Raw genomic sequence first — 15,373 nt, forward strand, 5'->3', positions numbered from 1 at the left:
TTAAATAAGGTCAGAACATTTTGACGAAGACTTCGATGGCCTGGTACTCGGCCATGCCGAGAGCGTCGTAGAGTTGTGCAGTATGTTGCGTGCGCTCCTCGGCCCGCTGCCAGAACTCGCGCGTATCGCTGCCGGGGAAAGGCATGATGTCCTTCTGCGAGAGGTGGCGGTAGATGGCGTGGCGCTTCATGAGCATCTCGTCGGGCGAGAGCGGCACGGCCATGTCGACCATGCCGAGGTCCCATTCGAGCCAAGCACCGCGGTAGAGCCACAAATGGCACTCGCGGAGCCAGTCGTCGCTGCGGACGACGTCGAGGGCTTCGAGGACGGCCTCGGTGCAGATGCGGTGGGTGCCGTGGGGGTCGGCCAGGTCGCCGGCGGCGTAAATCTGGTGGGGCCGGACCCTGCGCAACAGGTCGACGATGAGTGCGATGTCGTGCTCGGCGAGGCTGCCCTTTTTGATACCGCCCGTCTCGTAGAACGGCATGTTGAGGAAATGGGCGTTGGTATCGGGGTTCAGCCCGAACGAACGCACGGCGGCGCGGGCCTCGGCGCGGCGGATGGCCCCCTTGATGTCGAGCAGGGCCCGCGGCTCGGGCTCGCCCTTGCGCTTGGAAGCGATGATGCGCTCGGCCTCGGCGAAACGGTCGCCGAAACCCAACTCGCGCGAAGTATCGATATTCTGCAACACGACGTCGTCGTGGACGGCGACGTTGCCGGAAGTCTGGTAAGCGACGTGGACGTCGTGGCCCTGCTGCACGAGCCGGATGAAAGTACCGCCCATGGAAATGACGTCGTCGTCGGGGTGGGGCGAGAAGATGACGACGCGTTTGGGGAACGGAGCCGAAGGCGCCGGACGCGTGGTGTCGTCGGCGTCGGGCTTGCCGCCGGGCCACCCGGTGATGGTGTGCTGGAGGTCGTTGAAGACGTCGATGTTGATGCGGTCGTAGGAACGGCCCTGCTCCAACAACTCGCCGAGGGAATTCTCGATGTAATCGTCGTAAGTGAGCTTGAGGATGGGCTTGCCGACGACGCCGCACAACCAAACGACGGCTTTGCGCGTGAAACGCGGGGTCCACTTGCAGGGACCGACGAGCCACGGCCGCTGCTTGCGGGTGAGCTCCTGCGCGGCGCACTCGTCGATGACGACCTCGATACGCGGGTGCGACTGGAGGTAGGAGGCGGGGATGCGGGGCGTGACCTCGCCCTCGACGACCTTGCGGATGGCGTCGGCCTTCTCCTCGCCCCAAGCCAGCAGAACGATACGCTCGGCCTGCATGATGGTGCGGATACCCATGGTAATGGCCATCTTGGGAGTCTCGTCGAGGGTGAAGAACGCCCTGGACTCGACCTTGCGCGTTTCGTGGGAGAGCTGCACCAACCGGGTGCGCGACTTGATGTAGGTGCCCGGCTCGTTGAATCCGACCTGCCCGTTGCGGTTGATGCCGAGAATCATCAGGTCGATTTTGCGGATGGAAGCCTCGTAGGCGGCGCAATAATCGGAAATCCGCTCCTCGGGGACGGAACCGTCGGGCAGATGGACGTTGTCGGGGAGGATGTCGATGCGGTCGATGAACTCCCTGCGGATGTGGTAATTGCGGCTTTGCTGCTCGTCGGCCCCGATGGGGTAGAACTCGTCGAGACTGAAGACGGCGACGTTGGCGAAGCTGACCTCGCCGGCCTCGTACCGCCGGACCAGCTCGCGGTAGAGGGCCAGGGGGGTCTGCCCGGTGGTCAGCCCCAGGACGAACGGCTCGGGCTCGTCGCAGAAATCGGACGAAGCGGGCCGCTTCTCGTAGTCGGCGATGGCCCGCACGATGCGGTCGGCGACGTAACGCACGCCGTCGGTTTCGGCGGGGAAGACCTGCGTGCTGATCTTCTCGTAACGGTGGATGATGTCCTGGAGGGCCGTCTTCTCGATGGCCCCGCCGTCTTCGGGCAGAGAATACTTGTTGCTCATGGTGCTGCTATAATGTCAGTTTTCGTCCAGCCGGCTCAACGCATAGGCGTAGGCACCGACGGAAATGGCCTTGCTGGCGCCGAGCTTGGAAATCATGACGCCCGTGCGCTTCTGGGGGTCGTAGGCCACGTAACGGTCCGAACCGTAGACCTTCAGGGGGCGCATGTCGCCCTTGGCGAAAGCGTCGAACTCGGTCGGGTCGTCGAGGTCGTAGACCTGCATCTGGACGCGGTCGAGCTCGTTGCCGTTGAGCTGGTGCATCTTGGAACGCAGCTCCTGCAAGAGCGAGGGCATGATCCATTTGCGGGCCGCCGTGATGCCGCCGCCGATGACGATCAGTCCGTCGGTGAGGGTGACGGCCGTGGCCATGGCGTCGCCTGCGATTTCGCCGAACTCGGCGAACGCCTTTTTGGCCGCCTCGGCGTCGCCGGGGCGCGTGCCGTCGGCGATTTCGCAGATGTCCTTGGGCTCCAGCCCGTGGTCGGGGCAGCCGGAGAGCTCGCCGTAGACGCGCTTGACGGCCCGGATGGCGGCGCCGTCCTCGCAGATGATGCCGGGCATCTTCTTGTGGCGCAGGCAGAAAGTCTCGACGCACGAATTGTCGCCGCGGTTGAGCTGCCCGCCGACCACCATACCGACACCCAATCCCGTGCCGAAAGTGTAGCCCAGCAGATTGCGGTAACGCTTGGCGCTGCCGGCCTTTTCGAGCCGGGCGTTCACCTCGGGCAGGGCCCCGCCGAGGGCCTCGCCGTAAGCGAAGAGATCGCCGTCGTTGTTGATGAAGACGGGGATGCCGAACTGCATTTCGAGGAACGGCCCCAAAGCCACGCCGTCGCGGAACGAGGGGAAATTGGGGAGGTAACCTCCGATGATGCCGTTGGGGTAGTCGGCCGGACCGGGGAAGGCGAAGCTGATGGCCACGGGCTTCTCGTCGAGCCGGGCGATGACTTCGAGGAAACCCCGGACCATGGTTTCGAGGCACTTGTCCAGATCGTGCGCCTGCGAGGGGTAGGTGATGGGCTCGACGATGAACTCGTTGGCCCGCATGGCACCGAAAACGAGGTTGGTGCCTCCGGCGTCGAGGGTGACGACGATGCGGTTGTCGTGGGAATACATAAGGCTCAGAGGATGTTGGTGCGACGCGTGAATTCGATGATTTCGGGGATGCGGCCGAAAGCCAGTCCTACGACCGTGTCGGCGCAGCCGTAGTAGACGGCCAGCCGCCCGGTGGCGGGGTCGTGGAGCGTGGCGCAGGGGAACGCGACGTTGGGTACGTCGCCCATGCACTCGTAGCTCTCGCGCGGAGAAAGCAGGTAGGCGCCGCTACGGGCGATGACTTTCCAGGGCTGGTCGAGGTCGAGCAGGGCCGAACCGAACGCGTAGACGAAGCCGTTGCAGGTGCCGTGGACGCCATGATAGAGCAGCAACCACCCCTCGGGCGTCTCGATGGGCACGGGCCCCGCGCCGATTTTGGTGCACTGCCAGGCGCTTTTCTCGAACGGCGCGGGCTTCATGACGAGCCGGTGGCGTCCCCAGAACTCCATGTCGGGCGACTCGGAGTAGAAGATGTCGCCGAACGGCGTGTGGCCCGTGTCGCTCGGACGCGAAAGCATGGCGTAGCGGCCGCCGATTTTGCGGGGGAAGAGCACGCCGTTGCGGTTGTAGGGCAGAAAGGCGTTTTCGAGCTGGTGGAACGTCTGGAAATCGTCGGTCCAGGCGACGCCGATAGTGGGGTCGCCATGATAGCCGTTGCACCAGGTGACGTAGTATTTGTCCTCGATTTTGACGACGCGCGGGTCGTAGCCGTAGACCCAGGTGCCGACCTCGGGATCGGCCCCCTCCAGGCGGATGTCCTCTTCGAGGATGTCCCACTTGAGCCCGTCGGCCGAGAATCCGACGTGGAGCCGCATGCGGATGTTGGTGTCGTCGCAGCGGAAGACCCCGGCGTAGTTGTACTTGCCCTTCTTGAAAGGCACGACGGCCGAATTGAAGATGGAATTGGACGTAGCGAGCAGGTCGCGCGGGATGATGGGGTTGGCCGAGCAGCGCCACATGATTTCGCGCGAAGCGGCGGGACGCTCCTCCCACGGCATATCGGGAAGCGGGTTCCCCATGATTTTGAGGTTGTTCATCGTTTTATTCGGTTTTTAGTTGACAATAATTTCATCGGTAAAGAGCCAGCCCCCGGGAAAACCCTGGGAACGGGCGCGGCAGCGCACGTAACGCCCGGTCGTTTCGCCATGCCACGCGAATGTGCGGTAGGCGGGGCGGTGGCAGTCGGACGGGAGGCCGTTGGGGAGGGCCGCCAGCGTCCGGAAGCCGCTGTTGTCGTCGGAGACGGAAAACTCCACCTGCGCGGGCAGCCAAATCCACGCCGAATGCCACTGGATGAAGTCGGCCGCTATGGAACGGAGCGGCCGGACCCGGCCCAAGTCGACGGTGACTTCCATGTCGGTGTCGCGGAACCCCTGCCAGCGGGTGCCGTAGCTCCACGGACCGCGCAGCCCGTCGGTGAGCGCCGCGGCGCCGTCGGCGGGATAATCGGGGTGCCACGGATAGGTATAATGGACCGGACAGCCGACGGCAAGGTGCCGGACGGGAGCCAGCGATTCGGTCCGCTCGCCGAACTCGGCCTGCAGGTCGAACGTATGGTATCCCTGGCGGCGTGCCCGGTCGCAGAACCGGAGCGCCCGGCGGCGGAAATCGGCGTAATCCTTGGTTTCGGGAGCGCTCCATGCCACCTCGGCGAGGGCGAACATGCGCGGATAGAGCATGTATTCGGCCTGCGAGGGGGTGGGGATGTACTCGGTCCACAGATTGGCCTGCACGCCGATGATATGTTCCCGGCCGGAAAGAGCGGCCGGGGCGGGGTCGTAGGAATAGACTTTGGCGAGGGGCAGATAGCCGGTGAAGGCCTGCGGCTCCCGCTCGGGATTGTCCTGGAAGCCGTCGAAATAACAATGCGACCCGGGACACATGACGACGTCGTGCCCGAGTGCGGCGGCCCGGCGTCCGCCCTCCTCGCCGCGCCACGACATGACCGCAGCGCCGGGCATGGGCCCGCTGTCGAGGATTTCATCCCAGCCGACGAGCTTCCGCCCGCGGGCTTCGAGGAAACGTCCGATGCGCCGGATGGCGTAGGCCTGCAGCTCTTGGGCGGAACCGAGACCCTCGCGCTCCATCCGGGCCCGGCACTTCGGACACGAAGCCCATGCCTGCCCGGAAACCTCGTCGCCGCCGATATGGATGTACTCGGAGGGAAAGAGCTCCGTCACCTCGGTGAGCACGTTCTCCAAAAAGACGAATGTCGCTTCGCTACCGAGACAGAACTCGCCGCTGACATAAGGTTTGCCTGCGCACGACAATTCGGGACAGACGGCCAGCACCTCCTCGCTGTGGCCGGGCATCTCGATTTCGGGGATGACCGTAATGTGGAGCGAATCGGCGCATGCCAAGACCTCGCGGATGTCGTCTTTGGTGTAATAACCGCCGTAAGCGCCCGGGGCGGAAGCCGTGGAGTAATGACGGTTCCCGGCCTGCCAAGCCTGCCACGTGGGCTCGCGGCGCCATGCGGCCACCTCGGTCAGCAGGGGATAGCGGTCGATGGCGATGCGCCACCCGGCGCCGTCGGTCAGATGCCAGTGCAGGCGGTTGAGCTTGAGCGAAGCCATCATGCGCAGCTGCTTCTTGACGAACTCTTTGCCGAAGAAGTGGCGCGAGACGTCGAGGTGCATGCCCCGGTAGGCGAAGCGCGGCGAATCGGCGATTTGCAGGGCGGGGATGCGCGCGCCGTGGCGGTCGTACAACTGCAACAGCGACTGGATGCCGTAGAACAATCCGGCTTCGCCGCGCGACCGGACGACGATACGGTCGGGCCGGACCTCCAGCGTATAACCCTCGTCGGAGAGGGGTAGCGAAGCGTCGTCCGACAACTCCAGCCGGAGGGTGGCGGCCGTGTCGCACCTATGGCACGGGAGGGAGGAGGAAGACAAATAATCTGTCAAGGCATTGGCCACCGTCTCCGGAGCCTCGACCGCCACGGCGAACGGGACCCCGGCGCGGAAAAACCCGCCCTCGGACTGCACCGAAAGCGGCCGGGGAATCACCGTACACTCCTGCTCACCGCTGCACGAAAGGCAGAGGAGAACAAGCAGCGCGGGGAGGATGGTTCGGAGACGGTTCATTGCAGCCCTCTAATTATGTTCGTCGTTATGCGGGAACGGGACGAAGCGCGTCATGAGGAACACCGGAACGGTGGCGAGCATGACGACGAGGAAGAAAATCCGATAACCGGACAAATCGCTCAGAAAACCGGAGACCATGCCTGTGAGCATGACCGATAGGTTCATGATACCCGAAGCGAACGCATAGTGCGCCATGCGGTAAGGCCCCGGGGCGACCTGCTGCATCATGTAGAGCGTGAGCCCGACGAATCCGAACCCGTAACCGAAGTACTCGACGACGATACCGCCGCCCACGAGCCACATGGACTGCGGCTGGAACCACGCCAACAAGGCGTAGACGGCGAACGGGAGGTTGAAGATGCAGACCAGCGAAAAGAGCGCGCGCCGCAGGCCGCGGGCGGCGATGTAATAACCTGCCAGGAGCGACCCCAGGAGGAAAGCCCCCGCGCCGAACGACCCGTAGTAAAGGCCGATCTGCTGGTTGGTGAGGCCGAGCCCGCCGTCGGCGACGGGCGTCTTGAGAAAGAGCGGGACGATTTTCATGACCAGCCCCTCGCCCAACCGGTAGAGGATGATGAACGCGATGCAGCGGCCGATGCCTTTCTTGGCGAAGAAATCGCGGACGACGTTGCGCAGCTCGGTCAACCCCTCGCGGAGGGAATGGCTGCCCTGTGCAGCGACATGCCCCTGCGGGAGAATCCGCAGGTGCCACATTCCGGCCAACAGCATCAGAGCGCCGAGGATGCAGAGGACGACGGTCCAGGCCGACCGGTAAGCGGCGGTTTCGGTCGCGCCGCCGATGGCGAAACGCTCGAAGAGCCACCCGGCGAACCAGACGAGCCCCCCTGTGGCGACGAGCTTGGCGAGGTTGTAGAACGCCCCCTGCCAGCCGATGTATTTGGCCTGGTCGGCCGACGAGAGGACCGACATGTAGAGCCCGTCGGCGGCGATGTCGTGCGTGGCGCCGCTGAAAGCGACGACGGCGAACAAGGCGACGGTGACGGCGAAGAACGCGGGCAGGTGGAGCGCCAGCGCGGCGAACCCGAACAAGAGCCCGGAGACGAGCTGGGTGGCGACGACGAAGAACTTCTGGCTGCGGAACAACTCAAGGAACGGGCTCCACAGAAACTTGATGGTCCACGGCCACATGATGAGCGAAGTCCAGAAGGCGATTTGCGCGTCGGAGACGCCCATGTCCTTGAACAACACGGCCGAAACCATGTTGAGGACCACGAAAGGAAGACCCATCGCGAAGTAGAGCGAGGGAACCCAGCACAAGGGCCGAAGCGGAGAGGATGCAGTTGGTTTCAAGGCACAAAAATAATAGGAATACTCGATCAGCGAATATCCGAAGCCTTTGCAACCCTATTTGACCCTCCCGTGAAGAGAGGGGACCGATGACATGGGACAAAGCTACTAAATTCCTGCGAATCCGCCAAGCCCGACGGAAAATAAAACCGAAACCGACGGAAAGATTCGGATTATTTGCAGAAAAAGATTTAATTTTGTCAAGGAAAGCTATGACGACGACGGAGACACAACCGGCGGCGACCGCCTCGGAATTCGGGAAAATCTATCTCGAATACCGCTCCGTGTTCATTCAGCGGGCCTGCCGCTATGTACGCGACGAACACATTGCGTCGGACATCGTGGCGGACAGCTTCATGGCTTTCTGGGAAAACCGCTTCGCGCTGCCTGCCGACACGAACGTGCCGGCCTATGTATATGCGACGGTGCGGAACCGCTGTCTGAACCACCTGCGCAACCAGTCGCTGCGCCTGCGCATCGAACAGAAGATGCACTCGGACCAATGCCGGCTGGTCGACGCCGACATAGCGTCGCTGACGGCCTGCGACCCGGACAAACTTTTCGAGGACGAAATATTTGAAATCCTGCGCGATACGATGTCCAAACTTCCGGTCCGCACGCGTCAGATTTACCTGCGCAGCCGCCTGGACGACCGCAGCTACGAGGAAATCGCCCGCGAACTGGGCATCTCGGTTTCGCTGGTCGACAAGGAAATAAGCCGCTCGCTGCATGAACTGCGGCATGCGCTGAAAGACTATGTCAAACTGGCTATTCCGCTGATATACTACCTGTTGCGTTATTAAGGAAGTTTACGAAATTTCTGAATAAATTTTTTATTAAAAAAGCGCCCCTTTTCTTTACGGAGAAGGGGCGCTCATGTGTTATGTAATAAACGACAAACTAAAAAGGTTATGGAAGATAGGTTATTATTCAAATTCTTAAAAAACGAGGCCTCCGCAAAGGAGGTCCGGGAAGTGCTCGACTGGCTGGACGAATCGCCTGCCAACCGGGAATATCTGAATGCGCTGGACGAAGCCGACTTCGCCCTGCAAATCTGGCAAACGAAACTCCGCAGGGAAAGACTGGAACCCGCGGCGCCGAAACGCGCGCCGATGAGCCTAAGGCTGCGCGGAGCGGTGCGCTGGGCGTCGGCCGTGGCGGCGGTGCTGGTCATGGGGCTGGCGAGCGGGTATCTGCTGACGGAATACAACCTGTCGCGGGCCCCGGAAGTGACCTTCGTGTCGACCAACGGCCAATCGACGCTTCACCTGATGGACGGAACCCGCGTGTGGCTGACCCCGGGGAGCTCGGTGAGCTACCCGACGCGCTTCGGCCGCAAACACCGCACCGTGAGCCTGAAAGGCGAAGCGATGTTCGAGGTGGCGCCCGATGCGCAATGTCCGTTCCTGGTGAAGACATTCGCCTGCACGGCCCGGGTGCTGGGCACCCGCTTCGACATAGTGGCCGACGAGGAGAACAACGAATTTTCGGCCGCGCTGCTGAACGGCCGGCTGCAAGTGACGCACAACGAAACGCGCGGAAGCGTGGTGATGAACCCGCTGGAAATCGTCCGGCTGGACAACGGCCTGCTGGTGAAAGACAAACTGGAGGATGTGGACAACTACCTCTGGACCGAGGGAATCATCAACCTGCGGGGCCTGAAGTTCGAGGAGATAGTCCGCAAACTGGAAGCGAACTTCCATGTACGCTTCGTTGTGGAACGAGACCGGATGCCGTCGGTGAGCTTCGGCTGGGGCAAAGTGGCCGTGTCGTCGGGCATCGAACACGCGCTGGAAGTACTCCGCTACGGCTCCGACTTTGAATACGACTACGACCGCAACGCGGGCGTGGTGACCATCCGCTGACGAAAACACCGCCTAAAAATAGAACATATGTCGAACCTCAACCCGATTGCCTATGACAAAAGCCACTGCACCCCTGTAAGGATCAATGACACGGACCCGCAAAAAAGTGACCTGCAAGAAGCTGCAACTTCTTGCAGGCCGGGGTCTAAAAAGAAAACGGATTTCTAATTAAACCAAACAACAAAGTTATGAATAACAAGCTTATTCAGCAAATCAGATGCCTGATTACGCTTTTGTTCATGCTGTGCCTGTCGCTGTCGCCCGGAAAGGCTTACAGCCAGGACGCTGCAACCGTGACGCTCTCGCTCGAAAACGTGGAGATGCGGGTTGCGATGAACGAAATCGAAAAGCAAACCAAATTCCTCTTCGTTTCGCCGGAGAACATCGACCTGAGCCGCCTGGTGAGCGTGAAGGTCGAGAACCGGCCCCTGCGCGAAGCGCTGGAGCAGATGACCGCCAAGACCGACATCGCATGGCAGATCAAGGCTCCGAGCATTTTCCTCTCCGAAAAGAAACCCGAGGCGCCTGTTACGGTAACCGGCAAAGTCAGCGATGCGGCCGGCATGCCCGTGGTAGGCGCTTCGGTTGTGGTCCGGGGAACCAACGCCGGTGTGAGCACGGGAGCCGACGGCTCTTTCTCGCTGCTTGTACCCCCCCCCGCCCAACAGAGACAGCTGGAAATCAACTTCCTGGGCTATGAACCTGTGGTGGTTGCCGTAGGCGGCCGCACGGTCTTCGACATCACGCTGTCGGAATCGGCCTCGGAAATCGAACAGGTGGTTGTGACGGCGCTGGGCATCAAACGCTCCGAGAAGGCACTGAGCTACAACGTACAGCAGGTCAACTCGGAAGACATTCTGGCCGTGAAGGACGCCAACTTCATCAACTCGCTGACGGGCAAGGTGGCCGGTCTGACGATCAACACCTCCTCGTCGGGCGTGGGCGGCGCCTCGAAAGTGGTGCTGCGCGGTAACAAGTCGATTTCGCAGTCGTCCAACGCGCTTTATGTGATCGACGGTATCCCGATGTACAACTTCGGCGGGGGCGGCGGTACGGAATTCGATTCGCGCGGTGCGACCGAATCCATTGCCGACATCAACCCCGAAGACATCGAAAGCATGTCGGTGCTGAACGGAGCCGCCGCAGCCGCACTCTACGGCTCGGAAGCTGCGAACGGCGCAATCATGATCACGACCAAGAAAGGCCAGTCGGGCGCGCTGAAAGTGACCCTTTCGAGCAACACCGAATTCCTCGCTCCGTTCACGCTTCCGGAATTCCAGAGCCGCTACGGCACGGGTCTGAGCGGCAGCCGCTACAACTCGGGCGTCTACAGCTGGGGCGAAAAACTCGCACCTGCGGCGCAGTACGGATACACGCCCAAGGACTTCTTCGAGACGGGCCACGTATACACCAACTCGGTGACCGTGTCGGGCGGCACGGACCGCAACCAGACCTATTTTTCGGCCGCGTCGGTCAACTCGGACGGAATCATCCCGAACAACGAATACGAACGCTACAACTTCACGTTCCGCAACACGTCGTATTTTCTGAAGGACAAACTGCGTCTGGACGCTTCGGCCAGCTATATCTATCAGAAAGACCAGAACATGACCAACCAGGGCGTGTACTCCAACCCGCTGGTTCCGGCCTACCTGTTCCCGCGCGGCGAAAACTTCGAGATATACAAGGTTTTCGAGCGCTTCAACCCGGGAACCAAGCTGATGGAACAATTCTGGTCGGCGGACATGGAGGGCGGCGACCTGCGCATGCAGAACCCCTACTGGATTGCCTACCGCAACCTGCGCAACACGGACAAGAAACGCTACATGCTGTCGTTTGCGGCCAGCTATGACATCCTGCCGTGGCTGAGCGTTTCGGGCCGTGTACGTCTGGACAACGCCAACTCGCTCTACACGCAGAAACTCTTTGCGACGTCGAACGCGACGATTACCGACGGCGGCAAGAACGGCCACTATACGGAAGCCCGCACCTACGACACGCAGACTTATGCCGACGCGATTCTGAACATCAACAAGACCTTCGGCGAAGACTGGTCGCTGAACGCCAACATCGGCGGTTCGATCAACAACATCAAGACCGACGAACTTTCGTACCGCGGTCCGATTCAGGAGAACGGTCTGCCGAACATCTTCAACGTTTTCGACCTGGACGATTCCAAGAAACGCGCCGAGAAATCGGGCTGGCACGACCAGACGCAGTCGGTCTTCGCTTCGGTGGAAGTGGGGTGGAAGCAGATGCTCTATCTGACCGTCACGGGCCGCAACGACTGGGCTTCGCAGATTGCCGGCTCGTCGTCGTCGTCGTTCTTCTATCCGTCGGTCGGCCTTTCGTGGGTGCCCACTTCGCTCTGGGACCTGGGCGACGCGCTGACCTATCTGAAAGTCCGCGGCTCGATCGCTTCGGTGGGTCTTCCGTTCCCGCGCCATCTGATGACCCCGACCTACGAATACGATGCGACGAACCGGGTGTGGAAAGACAAGACGCACTATCCTATCGGCGACCTGAAACCCGAACGCACCAAGACCTATGAAGTGGGTGTGGACGCGCGGCTGTGGAAGCATGTCAGCCTGAGCGCATCGTGGTACTGGGCCGACACCTACAACCAGACGTTCGACCCCTCGCTGCCGCCCTCGTCGTCGTACACGACCATCTATCTGCAGACGGGCCATGTGCGCAACATGGGTGTCGAACTCTCGCTGGGCTACTCGAACCAGTGGCGCGACTTCGGCTGGTCGACGAACGCGACCTTCTCGTGGAACAAGAACGAAATCATCGACCTGGCGGCCGATGCGCTGAACCCCGTGACGGGCGAACCGCTCGGACTGGAAGCCCTCGACATCAAGGGTCTGGGCAAGGCGAAGTACATCCTCAAGCAAGGCGGAACGCTGGGCGACCTCTACACGACGTCGAACCTGCGCTACAATGACAACGGCTTTGTGGAAGTGGACAGCGGCGGCAACCTGATTCTGACCGACAACGGCGACGAAATCTACTTAGGCTCCGTATTCCCGAAATACAACCTTGCATGGCGCAACGATTTCCGCTGGAAAGGGCTGAATCTGTCGCTTCTTTTCTCGGGCCGCATCGGCGGCATCTGCTACTCGGCCACGCAGGCCAACATGGACCTCTACGGCGTATCGGAGGCTTCGGCGGCTGCCCGCGATGCCGGCGGCGTGGTGGTCAACGGCCGTCAGACGATCAGCGCCCAGCGCTGGTACCAGGCCATCGGCTCGCAGTCGGGACTTCCGCAGTACTACACCTATTCGGCGACGAACTTCCGCCTGCAGGAACTTTCGCTGGGCTACACGCTGCCCCGCAAGTGGTTCCGCAACAAGATGGGCCTGACGGTTTCGTTCGTGGGCCGCAACCTGTGGATGATTTACTGCAAGGCTCCGTTCGACCCCGAAGCGGTCGCTTCGACAGGCATGAGCTACCAGGGCATCGACTACTTCATGATGCCGTCGCTGCGCAGCCTGGGCTTCAACGTCAAATTTGAATTTTAATCCTTGAACAGCATGAAAAAGACAATCGAATACATGCAGCTGTGGCTGCTTGCGGGAATGCTGCTCGCCGTAGGCTGTACGGCCGATTTCGAGGACCTGAACCGCAATCCCAACCAGGTCACCGACAGCCAGATGGACGTCATGAACTATAAGACCGGCACCAAGGTCAAGGCCTTGCAGAGCCTGGTGGTTCCCGTCCAGGAGCACATGTACCAGTTCAACGAGTCGCTCGTGGGCGGTCCGTTCGGCGGCTATATCGGCGCTACGGTCGACACGTGGCGCACCAAGTTCGAGACCTTCAACCCCTCGGCCGACTGGCGCAAATGGCCTTTCGCCAACGTCATCACGGAGACTTACACCCCCTACCGCGGTATCGTCAACGGTACGGAGGACGAGGTGGCCATCGCCTTCGCCAAACTGCTGCGCGTGGCCATCATGCACCGCGTGACCGACAGCTACGGCCCGATTCCCTATTCCAACCTGGAGAACAACGAGACCATCACGGTCGAGTACGACGCGCAGAAAGACGTCTACGCCAAGATGTTCGAGGAGCTCGACGAGGCTATCGCGGCTTTCACGGCCAACATCACCCTCGCGGCCGATGCGTGGAACCGCTACGACGCTGTCTACTACGGCAACATTCCCCAGTGGATCAAGTACGCCAATTCGCTCAAGCTGCGTATGGCCATGCGCCTGTCGTATGTCGACGAAGCTACGGCCCGCGCCAAGGCTGCCGAGGCCATCGCCGGGGGTGTCATCCTCGCCAACGCCGACAACGCGGCCATGCACGCTGCCGAGAACCGCACGACGTTGATTTACAACGATTGGGCCGACCACCGCGTGGGTGCCGACATCATCTGCTACATGACCGGTTACAAAGACCCGCGTTTGGAGAAGATGTTCCTGCCCAACGACACCGGCAAGTTCTACGGCATCCGCATCGGCATCGACGCCACCAGCAAGTCGACGGCCGTCGCCAAGTATTGCAACATGATCGTCAAGAGCGACACGCCCTACATGTGGTTCTGCGCCGCTGAGGCCACGTTCCTGCGCGCCGAGTACGAGTTGCGGTGGGGCAGTGCCGAGGTCGCCGAGCAGCTCTACGAGGAGGCTGTGCGCCTGTCGTTCGAGGAGCGCGGGGCTTCCGGTGCCGACGATTATCTGGCCAACACCGAAGCCAAGCCGTCGCCCTATTCCGACCCCCTCAGCTGGCACAGCGTTTCGGGCCGTCAGAGCGACATCACCATCGCCTGGGAGACGCCCGCCGAGGATGCTTCCGATGCCGACATCGCAGCCATCGCCGAGCGTAATCTGGAGCGTCTCATCACCCAGAAGTGGATCGCCATCTTCCCGTTGGGCACCGAGGCTTGGTGCGAGTATCGCCGCACGGGTTATCCGCGGTTGTTGCCCGCCGTCGAGGACAAGTCGGGCGGCACGGTCGACATCAAGCACGGTGCGCGCCGTCTGCCTTACCCCATCGAGGAGTACCAGCGCAACAACGCCAATCTCCAGGCCGCCATTCAGACCCTCGATTCCGAGACCCAGGGTGCGCGCAGGGGCGACGGCATGGGTACCCGCGTTTGGTGGGATTGCAAACCTTATAACAAATAAACCATCATGAAAAACTTCAGAATCTTATCGTTGTTCGCGGTTCTTCTCTGCGCGGCCTTCGTTTCGTGCAGCGACTGGACCGAGACCGAGAGCGTCGGGACCACCGTTCGCCAGCCTTGGGAGCAGGACCCCGCCCTTTGGGAGGAGTATACCGCCGCTTTGCGGGCCTACAAGCAGTCGGAGCACTTCATCGTCTGCGCCCGTTTGTTCAATTCGCCCGACGTGGCTTTCAGCGAGCAGGATTTCATGCGCTGCCTGCCCGATTCGCTCGATTTCGTCATGCTCGAAAATGCGGCCAATTTCTCCGATTTCGACCGCGAGGACATGCCTGTTATGCGGCAGAAGGGCACCAGGGTCCTCTACCGCGTCGACTGCGCTGCCTTGGGGGCCGATTTGGCCGACGAGGCTAAGTTGGGTGCTTTGCTCGACAGGGCCGTCGCTGTCGTCCGCACGGAGGGCCTCGATGGGTTTTCGTTCACCACCGACCCGTTGGCTTCCGCCGCTTCGGCCGCTATCGTCGCTAAGCTCGCCGGGGCCGTCTCCGAGGGCCAGCTCCTCGTCTTCGAGGGCAATCCCCTTTCGCTCACGGCCGACGACCGCGCCCGCGTCGATTACGTCGTGCTCAACACCGAGCGCACGCAGCACGTCCAGGAGGTCCGCCTCATGGCGCTCAACGCCACCGGATTCGCCGGAATCGAGCCCGGGCGCCTGTTGTTGGCCGCCGACATCAAGGGCCCGCTCTACAACGAGGACCGTGTCGAGTTCTCGGCCGCCGACGAGATGCCGCGCCGTGTCATCGAGTTCGGCCCCCTGGGCGGCGTCTCGATGGTCAACATCGGCCCCGATTACTACAATTCCGACATGAATTTCCGCATGATCCGCCGTGCTATCCAAACGTTGAATCCTGCCAAATAACACATC

Annotated in this window: 10 protein-coding genes; 5 read left to right on the top strand and 5 right to left on the bottom strand. The window is 61.6% G+C overall.

Annotation, left to right across the window (positions count from 1 at the left end; all coding sequences use genetic code 11):
* Positions 1-10 precede the first annotated feature (10 nt).
* The 5 genes from QVG21_RS07050 to QVG21_RS07070 are packed head-to-tail and all read right to left on the bottom strand — an operon-like array spanning position 11 to position 7,392.
* Positions 11-1,960, bottom strand: coding sequence for a PIG-L family deacetylase (locus tag QVG21_RS07050; RefSeq protein ID WP_287923438.1), 1,950 nt, complete (start codon positions 1,958-1,960; stop codon positions 11-13).
* Between the two features lie 15 nt (positions 1,961-1,975).
* Positions 1,976-3,076 carry an ROK family protein gene (locus tag QVG21_RS07055; RefSeq protein ID WP_251214454.1) on the bottom strand — a complete coding sequence of 367 codons (1,101 nt, stop codon included), beginning with the start codon at positions 3,074-3,076 and terminating at the stop codon, positions 1,976-1,978.
* Between the two features lie 5 nt (positions 3,077-3,081).
* Positions 3,082-4,092 carry a glycoside hydrolase family 130 protein gene (locus tag QVG21_RS07060; RefSeq protein ID WP_287923441.1) on the bottom strand — a complete coding sequence of 337 codons (1,011 nt, stop codon included), beginning with the start codon at positions 4,090-4,092 and terminating at the stop codon, positions 3,082-3,084.
* Positions 4,093-4,107: 15 nt separating this feature from the next.
* The gene (locus tag QVG21_RS07065) at positions 4,108-6,144 is read right to left on the bottom strand and encodes a glycoside hydrolase family 20 protein (RefSeq protein ID WP_287923444.1); all 2,037 of its coding nucleotides are present in this window, start codon (positions 6,142-6,144) and stop codon (positions 4,108-4,110) included.
* A 9-nt stretch (positions 6,145-6,153) separates the two neighbouring features.
* Positions 6,154-7,392, bottom strand: a complete 1,239-nt coding sequence (locus tag QVG21_RS07070; protein ID WP_287923577.1) for an MFS transporter — start codon at positions 7,390-7,392, stop codon at positions 6,154-6,156.
* A gap of 272 nt (positions 7,393-7,664) precedes the next feature.
* On the opposite strand from QVG21_RS07070, the gene QVG21_RS07075 reads away from it, so the two are divergent.
* From QVG21_RS07075 to QVG21_RS07095, 5 genes are all read left to right on the top strand, one after another.
* Complete coding sequence (locus tag QVG21_RS07075) at positions 7,665-8,255, top strand: RNA polymerase sigma-70 factor (RefSeq protein ID WP_287923447.1); 591 nt, start codon at positions 7,665-7,667, stop codon at positions 8,253-8,255.
* A 171-nt stretch (positions 8,256-8,426) separates the two neighbouring features.
* On the top strand, positions 8,427-9,317 hold the full coding sequence (locus QVG21_RS07080) for a FecR family protein (protein WP_287923450.1): 891 nt from the start codon (positions 8,427-8,429) through the stop codon (positions 9,315-9,317).
* 188 nt (positions 9,318-9,505) lie between these two features.
* Complete coding sequence (locus QVG21_RS07085) at positions 9,506-12,841, top strand: TonB-dependent receptor (protein ID WP_251214459.1); 3,336 nt, start codon at positions 9,506-9,508, stop codon at positions 12,839-12,841.
* 12 nt (positions 12,842-12,853) lie between these two features.
* Positions 12,854-14,452: a SusD/RagB family nutrient-binding outer membrane lipoprotein gene (locus QVG21_RS07090; protein ID WP_287923454.1), complete on the top strand. Its 1,599-nt coding sequence runs from the start codon at positions 12,854-12,856 to the stop codon at positions 14,450-14,452.
* Positions 14,453-14,458: 6 nt separating this feature from the next.
* Positions 14,459-15,367: a glycoside hydrolase family 18 gene (locus QVG21_RS07095; RefSeq protein ID WP_287923456.1), complete on the top strand. Its 909-nt coding sequence runs from the start codon at positions 14,459-14,461 to the stop codon at positions 15,365-15,367.
* Positions 15,368-15,373 lie beyond the last annotated feature (6 nt).

Source organism: Alistipes sp. UBA6068 (assembly GCF_949428155.1).
In the GTDB taxonomy this organism is placed as follows: domain Bacteria; phylum Bacteroidota; class Bacteroidia; order Bacteroidales; family Rikenellaceae; genus Alistipes; species Alistipes muris.